10 protein-coding genes are annotated in these 10,152 nt (G+C 69.4%); all 10 read right to left on the bottom strand.

Annotated elements, in window-relative coordinates:
• Window positions 1–91: 91 nt before the first annotated feature.
• The 10 genes from VG561_RS01380 to flhF all read right to left on the bottom strand — a co-directional run bounded on the left by VG561_RS01380 (window position 92) and on the right by flhF (window position 10,125).
• The gene (locus tag VG561_RS01380; RefSeq protein ID WP_423179292.1) at window positions 92–1,357 is read right to left on the bottom strand and encodes a chemotaxis protein CheW; all 1,266 of its coding nucleotides are present in this window, start codon (window positions 1,355–1,357) and stop codon (window positions 92–94) included.
• The gene (locus VG561_RS01375) at window positions 1,354–2,136 is read right to left on the bottom strand and encodes a ParA family protein (protein WP_014647028.1); all 783 of its coding nucleotides are present in this window, start codon (window positions 2,134–2,136) and stop codon (window positions 1,354–1,356) included. Before VG561_RS01375 ends, VG561_RS01380 begins: the two co-directional genes overlap by 4 nt.
• A gap of 4 nt (window positions 2,137–2,140) precedes the next feature.
• Window positions 2,141–3,157 carry a flagellar motor protein MotD gene (gene motD / locus VG561_RS01370; RefSeq protein ID WP_014647029.1) on the bottom strand — a complete coding sequence of 339 codons (1,017 nt, stop codon included), beginning with the start codon at window positions 3,155–3,157 and terminating at the stop codon, window positions 2,141–2,143.
• Window position 3,158: 1 nt separating this feature from the next.
• Complete coding sequence (locus VG561_RS01365; RefSeq protein WP_169410994.1) at window positions 3,159–3,899, bottom strand: flagellar motor protein; 741 nt, start codon at window positions 3,897–3,899, stop codon at window positions 3,159–3,161.
• A gap of 90 nt (window positions 3,900–3,989) precedes the next feature.
• Window positions 3,990–5,834 carry a chemotaxis protein CheA gene (locus VG561_RS01360; protein WP_262093628.1) on the bottom strand — a complete coding sequence of 615 codons (1,845 nt, stop codon included), beginning with the start codon at window positions 5,832–5,834 and terminating at the stop codon, window positions 3,990–3,992.
• A gap of 2 nt (window positions 5,835–5,836) precedes the next feature.
• Window positions 5,837–6,442 (bottom strand): protein phosphatase CheZ, encoded by a 606-nt coding sequence (locus tag VG561_RS01355; RefSeq protein ID WP_006442968.1) that lies wholly within the window; start codon window positions 6,440–6,442, stop codon window positions 5,837–5,839.
• Window positions 6,442–6,834: a chemotaxis response regulator CheY gene (gene cheY, locus VG561_RS01350; RefSeq protein WP_005413247.1), complete on the bottom strand. Its 393-nt coding sequence runs from the start codon at window positions 6,832–6,834 to the stop codon at window positions 6,442–6,444. The genes VG561_RS01355 and cheY overlap by 1 nt, the downstream gene beginning before the upstream one ends.
• Window positions 6,835–6,891: 57 nt before the next feature.
• A complete protein-coding gene (locus VG561_RS01345; RefSeq protein WP_014647032.1) occupies window positions 6,892–7,638 on the bottom strand; it encodes an RNA polymerase sigma factor FliA in 747 nt (248 codons plus the stop codon).
• Window positions 7,635–8,522, bottom strand: a complete 888-nt coding sequence (locus tag VG561_RS01340) for a MinD/ParA family ATP-binding protein (protein WP_032959426.1) — start codon at window positions 8,520–8,522, stop codon at window positions 7,635–7,637. Before VG561_RS01340 ends, VG561_RS01345 begins: the two co-directional genes overlap by 4 nt.
• Complete coding sequence (flhF, locus tag VG561_RS01335; RefSeq protein WP_014647034.1) at window positions 8,509–10,125, bottom strand: flagellar biosynthesis protein FlhF; 1,617 nt, start codon at window positions 10,123–10,125, stop codon at window positions 8,509–8,511. Before flhF ends, VG561_RS01340 begins: the two co-directional genes overlap by 14 nt.
• Between the last annotated feature and the right edge of the window lie 27 nt (window positions 10,126–10,152).

Below are 10,152 nucleotides of genomic sequence, written 5' to 3'. Positions count from 1 at the left end.
GTAACAACACTTTGCGTCCCCGACAGGCACCGCTTCGGCGCCAAGCGCCGAGCCACTTGCGACTTAATCCCCTCCGTCCCCTTTTTGGGGGTCAGCTCAACAGCCGTGTGGCGTCGAGCAGGATCATCGGGCGCTGGCTGACCCGGGCCACGCCGCGGAACAGGTCGTTGGAAATCTGGCAGATGCGTGCGGTATCGGGAGGTTCGATCTGCGAATCGGTGAGGTTGGCGACATCTTCCACCGCCGACACGCGCAGGCCGATGGTCTCGCCGTCTTCTTCCAGCACCACGATGCGGGTCTGGGCGTCGTCCTCGGCGGCAGCCGCGCCCAGGTGCAGGCCCAGATCCATCACCGGAACCACCTGGCCGCGCAGGTTCATGATGCCCAGCATGGCGGCAGCGGTGCCGCGCAACGGCAGCAGCGGCACCGGCAGCACGACCTCCTGGACCTTCAGCAGTTCCAGCGCATAGGCCTGGGTGCCGCAGCGCAGGCGCAGCCAGCGCGAGGTGCGTTCATCGGCGCGACGGTTCTGCGGATGCGGGCTGCGGGCCGGTTGGTGGGCCTGCGCCTGCAGCTCCTGCCAGGTGCCGGGGCGGTTGCCTGCGGGTGCATCGACGGCGACGCGCGGCGGCGGCGTGGCGGCGCGTGCGGCCGGGGCCGGTGCAGGGCGTGCCGCCGGGGGTGCCACCGGCGCTGCGACCACGGCGGGCGCCGGCGCAGGCACGTCTTCGCCACCAGCGGCTGCCTCGAAGGCGGCCTGCAGGCCGGGGCTGTCGGTGTGGGCGAGACGATGGCTGTCCGCCGGGTCGGTCTCGTAGATCACTTCGTCCGGCAGATCGTCCCAGGTGGGTTCCGGGCCGGTGTTCGCAGCGGCCGCAGCGGGTGCCGGCGCGGTTTCGTGGATGACCTCGTCGGGCAGGTCATCCCAGGTCGGCTCGCGTTCGGTGGACCCGGCGCTGGCCGGCGCGGCGGCGGCCTCGAAGGCGGCCTCCAGTGCGGCCTCATCCTCGGCCGGGGCCGCGACGACGGCATCCGTTTCGTTGACCACTTCAGCGGGCAGGTCGTCCCACGTGGGTTCGCGTTCGGCATCGATCACGCTGACGGGCGCGGACGCGGCATCGAAAGCGGCTTCCAGTGCGGCATTGTCCACGGCAGGGGCAGCGGCAACGCTCTCGGTTTCGGTTTCGTAGATCACCTCGGCCGGCAGGTCATCCCAGGTGGGTTCGCGTTCGGCGGCGGCTTCGGTGGCCGTGGCCGGGGCGGTGCTGATTGGCGCGGGGAGGGGAGCGGCGGCCGGGGCGATCGCCTCGCCCAGCAGTTCGTCCAGGTAGTCGTCGAGGATGCCGGTGCTGTTCATGCGGCCTGCTCCAGGGCGCGGGCATCCTCGCCGAGGATCCAGTTCAAGGCGCGCCGGTAGGCAGCCAGGCCACGCCCCGGGTAGTCTTCGCCGACGCTCGGCAGGGTCAGCCCGGCGGCGTTGCTGATGCGGGTGTCGATCGGAATCGCGTCTTCCCAGACGCGGCTGCCATGGCGGTCCTGCATGGTGCGCAGCGACTCGTTGCCGGCGCGGGTGCGGCGGTCGAACAGGGTTGGCAGGATCGAGATCGGCAGCGGCCGGCGGCGCGAACGCTCGACCATCTCGCCGGTGCGGACCATGCCATCCAGGCCGTGCAGCGCCAGCGGCTCGGCCTGGGTCGGAATGATCAGGCGATCGGCGGCAGCCAGTGCGTTGATCATCAGCAGGCCGAGCGTCGGTGCGCAGTCCAGCAGGATGTAATCGTGCTGGCCCTGGTGGCGCGCCAGCGCGTTCTGCAGGGCCAGGCCGAGGCCGGGTTGGTTGGCGCTACGGCGTTCAAGCGTGGCCAGCGCGGACTGCGCGCAGACGTAGTCCAGGCCCTGGATGTTGCTGGCATGGCACAGGCCGGACAGGTCCGCCGGCGGTGCGCCGAACAGCTCCAGCACGCCGGCCGGCGGCGGGTCCACCGGCACGCCGAAGGCGCGGCTGAGCGAAGCATGCGGATCGAGGTCGATCAGCAGCACGCGATGGCCGAGCGCGGCCAGGCCGCGGCCGAGGGCGAGGGTGGTGGTGGTCTTGCCGACTCCGCCCTTCTGGTTGGCGACTGCCCAGATGCGCATCGGATTACTCCTTCATTGCCGGGGGAACGGCGGCGCCGACGCGGCTGCCAGCCGGCACCGGTGGCAACGTCACCGGTGCGATGGGGGAGGTGGGGGCGCTGGCCGGCGTTGCGGCGGCCTGTTCGGTGACGGTGCTGCCGGTGGCGCCGGTGGCTGCGTTCAGGCGCTGGCCGAGCGGGTCCACCGAATGCGAGGTGTCGGCCAGGATGATGACCATCACCCGGCGGTTGCGGTTGCGGCCCTGTGCGCTGTCGTTCTCTTCGCGCGGGCGGAACTGGCCATAGCCGACCATCGCCAGCCGCGACGGCTGCACGCCCTGGTCGGCGAACAGATGCACCACGCTGGCGGCGCGTCCGGCCGACAGCTCCCAGTTCGACGGGAAGGTGGCGGTAGCGATCGGCACGTTGTCGGTGTGGCCTTCCACGCGCACGCTGTTGGGCACGTCGCGCAGCACCTCGGCCAGGCTGGCCAGGGTCTGCCGCGCATGTACGTCCAGTGCGGCCGAGCCGGTGGGGAACAGGATGTCGCTGTTGATCTCGACCTCGATCCACAGTTCCGTGCGGCGCACGCTGATCATGCCGCGGTCGATCAGCGGCGCCAGGGCGGCGGTGAGGCGGTCGGCAATCGTGTTGAGCTGGCGCTCGGCACGGGCGATCTGCTCCTGGTTGTGCACCGACACCGGCATGCGCATCTGCGAGGCCATCGACGGCAGCAGCGTCGGGTCGTGCGAGGGCGCCGGCGCGGACGGTCCGATCTTGGTGCCGGACTTGATCACCGACGGGCTGTCCCAGCCGCCACCCTGCACCTGCTTGTTGCCCACCTGCACCGGATTGATCGTGCGCGGCGCGCCACCGAAGGCATCGGTGAGCGCGTCGGCCATGATCCGGTACTTGCCCTCGTTCACCGACGAGATCGCGTACATGACCACGAAGAAGGCGAGCAGCAGCGTCATCAGGTCGGCATAGGGGATCGCCCATGCTTCGTGGTTGGCGTGCTCTTCGTGGTGCTTGCGGCGGGCCATGTCAGTGCAGGAAGCCGGAGAGGTTGGTTTCGATGTTGCGCGGGTTCTCGCCCTGGGCGATCGAGATCAGGCCTTCGATGACCATTTCGCGGTCGCGCGTGTTGTGCGAGATCACGCTCTTGAGCTTGGCGGCGATCGGCAGGAACAGCAGGTTGGCCGAGGCGATGCCGTAGATCGTGGCGGTGAACGCCGCAGCGATGCCGTGGCCGAGCTTGCTCGGGTCGGCCAGGTTCTTCATCACCGCGATCAGGCCCAGCACGGCGCCGATGATGCCGAGCGTCGGTGCGTAGATGCCCATCGCTTCGAACACCTTGGCGCCGGCCTGGTCCTGGTGTTCCTGGCTGCCCAGTTCGATTTCCAGCATGTGCCGCATCGATTCGGGCTCGACACCGTCCACCAGCAGCTGCAGGCCCTTGCGCAGGAACGGGTCCTGCTGCGATTCCACCTGCGATTCCAGGCCGAGCAGGCCTTGGCGGCGGGCGATGTTGCTCCACTCGACGATCTGCTGGATCAGTTCGCGGCGATCGCTGTGCGGCGGGCGCACGACCCAGCGCACGATCTTGAACGCATGCTTGAACACCGCCGGCGAGGTGTGCAGCAGGATCGCGGCAACGGTGCCGACGATGACGATCACGAACGCCGCAGGCGACCACAACGACGCCAGGCCGGCGCCCTTGAGGATGCTGCCACCGACCAGCGAGGCCAGGGCGAGAAAGAGTCCAATGAGGCTGAGTCTATCCATGGATCCGGTATCGGCTTGTATGAATGGGACTTGAGACACCGGTACGGGCTACTGGTGCGACTTCACGGTTTTACGGGTTCAGCAAGCGGGTCAGTCGTGCGGGCTGCGCAGGCCATCCACATCCAGGATCAGCGCCATGCGACCATCGCCGATCAAGGTTGCACCGGCGTAACCGCGCAGGCCGCGCAGGGCCTTCGGCAGTGGCTTGATGACCACTTCCTCGCGCCCACGGACCTGGTCCACGACCAGGCCGAAGCGCGCTTCGCCGGCCTGCAGCACCACGATGGTCAGCAGGGTCGATGCGGCCGGCGTCACATCCAGCCACTGCCGCAGATCGACCAGCGGCAGCGTGTGCGAACGGCGGTCGAGCACGGCACGGCCATCGAACCAGCCCAGCGAGGTGCGCGGCGCGTGCAGTACCTCCATCACGCGCGCCAGCGGCAGCGCATAGACGTCCTCGCCGGCCTGCACCAACAGGGTCGGCAGGATCGCCAGGGTCAGCGGCACGCGGATCAGGAAGCGGCTGCCGCGGCCCAGCTCCGACTGGATCTGGATCTGCCCGCTGAGTTCGCGGATGCGCGACTGCACCACGTCCATGCCGACGCCGCGCCCGGAAATATCCGTGACCTGCTGCTTGGTCGAGAAGCCGGGCAGGAACACCAGGTGCAGGCACTCCTCGCTGCTCAGGCGGGCGGCGGCTTCCGGATCGATCAGGCCCTTCTCGCGTGCCTTCGCGCGCAGCTTTTCCGGATCGATGCCGGCGCCATCGTCCTGCACCTCGATGCTGACGTAGTCACCTTCCTGCTGCGCCGACAACCGCACATGGCCCATCCGCGGCTTGCCCTGCGCTTCGCGCAGGTCGGGCATTTCCACGCCATGGTCGATGGCGTTGCGGACCAGGTGCACCAGCGGGTCGGCCAGCGCTTCGACCAGGTTGCGGTCGAGCTCGGTCTCGGCGCCGATCAGCTCCAGGTCCACTTCCTTCTTCAGCGAGCGGGCGACGTCGCGGGCGACCTTGGGGAAGCGCGAGAATACCTTGCCCACCGGCTGCATGCGGGTGCGCATCACCGCCGACTGCAGGCGCGCGGTGGCGATGTCCAGGGTGGACACGGCGCGGTCCAGCTCCTCGTCGCGCAGGCGCGCACGCAGGGTCTTGAGCCGGTTGCGCGACAGCACCAGTTCGCCGATCAGGTTGACGATCGCATCCAGGCGCTTGGTGTCCACGCGCACGGTGTGTTCGGCTTCGGCCAGCGGCTTGGCGGCCGGCTTGGCCACCGGTGCCGGTGCGTTGGCCGGGCGCGGGGCGGCGATCGGTGCCGGCGCCACCGCAGCCGCGGGCCTGGCGCCGGGTGCGGCGCCACCGTGCAGCTGGTCGAGCAGGGCTTCGAACTCATCTTCGCTGATCAGGCCGTCGTCGGCCTTCTTTGCCGGCGCCACCGCAGTCGGTGCGTTGCCACCGTGCAGCTGGTCGAGCAGCGCCTCGAACTCGTCGTCGGTGATCAGGTCGCCGGCACCGGCCGCCGGTGCGGCGGCAGCGGCGGCAGGCGCTGCTGCACCTCCATGCACGTCGAACTGGGCGATCAGGTCCGGCGGTGCATAGCCCGGCTCGGTGCCGGAAGACACGGCATCGAGCATCGACTGCAGGTAGTCCAGCGATTGCTGGGCGGCGTCGAAGTGATGGGCCTGCAGCACGGCCTGGCCGGCACGTGCAGCGCCCAGCGCTTCTTCAGCGGCGTGGCACAGCTCGACCATGGCGGTGACACCGAGGAAACCCGCGCCGCCCTTGAGCGTGTGGTAGCCCCGGAACACCGCGTTGAGCTGTTCGGTGTCCTGCGGTGCCTGCTCCAGCGACACCAGCTGTTCGCCGAGGCGATCCAGGATTTCCTGTGCCTCGATGATGAAATCGGCAGTGATGTCGTCGGATACCGCGCTCATGCTTACAGCCCCAGATCCGACAACAGGTCGTCGGCGTCGTTCTGCGAGACCGCGTGGCGGTCCAGTCCCTTCAGTGCCGGCCCGGCCAGTTCCGGGTCGGTGCGATGCTGTTCCGGCGGCAGGCCGAGCGCTCCGAAGCCTTCATGCACGCGGCGGACGATGCCGACCACGCGACGGATGATCTGCCCGGTCAGGTCCTGGTAGCTCTGGGTCAGGGCGATCTCGGTCAGGTTGTGGCGGATGCGCTCCAGCTGCGCGTCCTGGCCTGGCTGCAGGCCTTCGGCGCGCAGCTGCTCGGTCAGGCTGCGGCATTCCTCGGCCAGGTCCAGGGTGCGGTGGGTGGCCTGTTCGGTCATCGCCACCACGTGGTCCAGGCGTGCGCACGCATCGTCCAGTTCGCCGGCCTCGCTGGGCACGGTCGGCAGTTCGCCCAGGGCCTGCCCCAGCTCGCGGGCCAGCCGCGAGAGGCCGCTCATCATCGGCTGCGTGCGCAGCGCGACCAGTCCGTCGATGCGTTGCCGCCAGGCGGCTTCGTCACCGGACTCCAGGGCATCCAGGGCTTCCTGCAGGCGCAGGGCGAGGGCGTTCTTGTCGACCGTGGTATCCATCAGGCGCTGGCCGCCAGGCGTTCGAAGATCTTGCCCAGCTTCTCTTCCAGCGTCTGCGCGGTGAACGGCTTGATGATGTAGCCGTTCACGCCGTTCTGGGCCGCTTCGATGATCTGCTCGCGCTTGGCTTCGGCGGTGACCATCAGCACGGGCAGGGTCTTCAGCTTGGCGTCGGCACGGATCGCCTTGAGCAGTTCGATGCCGGTCATCACCGGCATGTTCCAGTCGGTGACGACGAAATCGAAGGGCTGGCTCTGCAGCAGCGACAGCGCGGCATGCCCGTCCTCGGCTTCGGCGGTGTTGGTGAAGCCCAGATCGCCCAGCAGGTTCTTGACGATTCGACGCATGGTCGAGAAGTCGTCGACGATGAGGATGCGCATGTTCTTGTTCAAAGCAGAGTTCCTTTGTTGTTCATTCCGGGCGGCCGGGGGCAGTCGCCTCGGGGATGTTCATTCTTCCAGGCCGGCGTCGACGGCCTCGAAAATCTTCAGGCGGCCGCGCAGGCGCAGCACGGCCTGGCCATGGATCTGGCAGACCCGCGACTCGCTCACGCCGAGCACCGCGCCGATCTCCTTCAGGTTCAGCTCCTGCTCGTAGTACAGCGAGAGCACCAGCTGTTCGCGCTCGGGCAGGTGGCCGATGGCCTTGCCCAGCTCACGGCCGAACTCGCCGCGCTCCAGCACCTGCTGCGGGGTCGGGCCGCCCTGGGCGACGGTATCCAGTTCGCCCTGGTCTTCGATGCGCGACTCCAGGCTCAGCACCTGGCCACGTGCGGCGTCTTCCATCAGCCTCAGGTACTCGGGCAGCGGCATCTCCATCGCGGCGGCCACTTCGGTGGCGCTGGCGGCACGGCCCGTGCTCTGTTCCAGGCGGCGGATGGTGGCGGCGGCGTCGCGTGCACGGCGGTGCACCGAGCGCGGCACCCAGTCGCCACGGCGGATCTCGTCGATCATCGAGCCGCGGATGCGGATCGAGGCATAGGTCTCGAACGAGGCGCCCTGGTCGGCGTCGTAGCTGCGCGAGGCTTCGATCAGGCCCATCATGCCGGCCTGGATCAGATCATCGACTTCGACGCTGGCCGGCAGGCGCGCGGCCAGGTGGTGGGCGATGCGTCGCACCAGGTCCGAATGCTGGGCGATGACCTCGTTGGCCGCCGAGCGCTGGACTTCCCTGTACTGGTGGGCTGCGCCTTTCATGCGGCCACCCCACGCTGCTTGAGGATGCGTTCGAGGAAGAACTCGACGCCACCGCGCGGTTCGGTCGGTGCCTGCCAGCGCGCGGTGCGGCGTGCGATCTCGGTGATCGCCAGCGCCGACGGGCTGGACGGATAGGCCTTCACCACCGGCTGCTGGCGCTGCACCGACAGGCGCAGCCAGTCATCCTGCGGCACGCAGCCCAGGTAGTTCAGCGAGACATCGGCGAGGAACTTCTCGCAGACGCGGGTCAGCTTCTCGTACAGCACGCGGCCCTCGTTCGGGTCGCGCACCATGTTGGCCACCACCTGGACGCGGTCCACGCCGCGCTCGCGCGACAGCACCTTGATCAGTGCGTAGGCGTCGGTGATCGAGGCCGGTTCGTCACAGACCACCACCACGGTGTCCTGCGCGGCCTGGCAGAAGGTCAGCACGCCGTCGGTGATGCCGGCGGCGGTATCGACCACCATGATGTCCAGCTCGCGTTCCAGTTCGGAGAACACGTTGACCAGGCCGACATGCTCGGCCGGGGCAAGCTCGGCCATGTGCCGGCGGCCGGAAGCGGCCGGGACCACCAGCACGCCGTTCGGGCCTTCGACGATGACGTCGTCCAGCGAGCAGCGGCCGGCCACCAGGTCGGCCAGCGTAAAGGTGGGGTTCAAGCCCAGGATCACGTCGATGTTGGCCAGGCCCAGGTCGGCGTCCAGCAGCAGCGTGCGCTTGCCCATGCCGGCCAGCGCCACCGCCAGGTTGGCGGACACATTCGTCTTGCCCACGCCGCCCTTGCCGCCGGTCACCGCGATGGTGCGCACAGGGCCGAGCGGCTCGCTGCGGGTGGCCGACAGCGGGAAGGTCTTGGTCAGCTTGGCGTACTCACGCGACGGCATGGTTCAACTCCGGGTTGCAGGGCATATCGGCCGCTCGGCGCAAATCTTCAAGGCGAAGTACAAGATTGGCTGCACTGGCCCGGTGCAGGTCCTCCGGGACGTCCTGGCCATCGGTCACCCAGGTGATCGGCAGGGCGTGGTCCACGGCCACCGACAGGGCGTTGCCGAAGCGGCCGGTCTCGTCCAGCTTGCTCAGCACCAGGCCCTGCAGGTTGGCCGCACCGAAGCGGCGCACCACCTCGTCCATGTCGCCGAAGCTGGTGTTGGCCGGCAGCACCAGGAGGGTGCGCACCTGGCGCGCGGCGCGCAGCCACTGCAGCTGGGCGGCCAGGGCACGGTCGCGCGGGCCCAGGCCGGCGGTATCGATCAGCACCAGCTTGTAGTCCTTCAAGCGTTCCAGCAGCTGGTCCAGGTCGGTGCCGCTGTTGGCCTCGTGCACGGCGATGCCGAGCTGGCGGCCGTAGCCATACAGCTGTTCGCGGGCGCCGATGCGCGTGGTGTCGGTGGTGACCAGGGCGACGTCACGCGGGGCGTGCTTCTCGGCGAAGCGCGAGGCCAGCTTGGCGATGGTGGTGGTCTTGCCGGCGCCGGTCGGGCCGACCAGCGCGATCACGCCGCCTTCCTCCAGCGGGTCGACCGGGGCGATCGGCAGCTTGCGCGAGATCAGCCCCAGCATCAGGCCGCGGCCACGATGGGCTTCGGTTTCCAGCGGGATCTGCATGGCCACGTCGCGGGCCAGCCCGGCGTCGAAACCGTACTCGTCCATCAGGTCCAGCGCGGTGGCGCGCACCGGGCTGCCACGCAGGCGCTCGTCGGTGAAGCGGTTCATCTCGCGCTCGATCACCTGGCGCATGCCGGCCACTTCCTGGCGCAGCTGGCGGATCTCGGCGTCGTCCTGGGCAACCACGGTCAGCGTCGGTGCCGGGGCCAGCATGGGGGCCGGGCTGGCTTCGACGGCGGCTTCGACCGCTGCCGGTTCGCTGGCGGCGATCCCGGGCTGCGCGTCGATCACGGCAGCGGTCGGCAGCGGCGGCGGCTGCACGGCCGGGGCCACGCTTTCGTGATGCGCCTCGTGCGGCGGGTCGATCTGGAAGCGCGCGCGGTTGGCCGGCACGGTGGCGGCCGGTGCAACGATGGCCTCGGCGAACGGGGCGAAGATCTGGTCCGGCGGTGCCGGTTCGTTGACGGCGGCGCGGGCCAGGGTGGCGGCGAAGCCCGTGCTGCCCCGGGTCGGCACGATCTCGTCGGCGCTGTCCAGAGTGCGGCCGGTGGCACCGACGGCGGCGCGGGCGAGGGCGGCCACTGCCGAGGTGGTGGCCGCGACCGGTTCCGGCGCCGGGGAGCTGCTGCGGCGGCGGGTGACGGCGGCGATCACTGCGTCGGCGGCGGTGCGCGGCTTGGGTGCCGGCGGCGGTGCGACGTCACGGCGCGAGGCTTCCAGTGCACGCTGCACGGCGCTCTCGTCGTAGTTGGCGGCGGCGACGATCTCGATGCCTTCCTCGATCCGGCGGTTGGACAGGATCACGGCGTCAGGACCATGTTCCTTGCGCACCAGGTTCATGGCCGAGCGCATGTCGGCGGCGACGAATCGTTTGATTTTCATGCTGTGGTCACGGGGCGAAGACGGCGG

The organism is Stenotrophomonas sp. CASM110, assembly GCF_049384345.1.
GTDB classification, from domain to species: domain Bacteria; phylum Pseudomonadota; class Gammaproteobacteria; order Xanthomonadales; family Xanthomonadaceae; genus Stenotrophomonas; species Stenotrophomonas muris.
The sequence above is the reverse complement of the archived record's forward strand: the minus strand, read 5'-3'. Positions and strand labels throughout refer to the sequence as shown.

Coding starts and splice junctions, on each gene's coding strand:
- VG561_RS01380 (WP_423179292.1), bottom strand. CDS start 1,357: ATGAACAGCACCGGCATCCTCGACGACTACCTGGACGAACTGCTGGGC.
- VG561_RS01375 (WP_014647028.1), bottom strand. CDS start 2,136: ATGCGCATCTGGGCAGTCGCCAACCAGAAGGGCGGAGTCGGCAAGACC.
- motD (WP_014647029.1), bottom strand. CDS start 3,157: ATGGCCCGCCGCAAGCACCACGAAGAGCACGCCAACCACGAAGCATGG.
- VG561_RS01365 (WP_169410994.1), bottom strand. CDS start 3,899: ATGGATAGACTCAGCCTCATTGGACTCTTTCTCGCCCTGGCCTCGCTG.
- VG561_RS01360 (WP_262093628.1), bottom strand. CDS start 5,834: ATGAGCGCGGTATCCGACGACATCACTGCCGATTTCATCATCGAGGCA.
- VG561_RS01355 (WP_006442968.1), bottom strand. CDS start 6,442: ATGGATACCACGGTCGACAAGAACGCCCTCGCCCTGCGCCTGCAGGAA.
- VG561_RS01345 (WP_014647032.1), bottom strand. CDS start 7,638: ATGAAAGGCGCAGCCCACCAGTACAGGGAAGTCCAGCGCTCGGCGGCC.
- VG561_RS01340 (WP_032959426.1), bottom strand. CDS start 8,522: ATGCCGTCGCGTGAGTACGCCAAGCTGACCAAGACCTTCCCGCTGTCG.
- flhF (WP_014647034.1), bottom strand. CDS start 10,125: ATGAAAATCAAACGATTCGTCGCCGCCGACATGCGCTCGGCCATGAAC.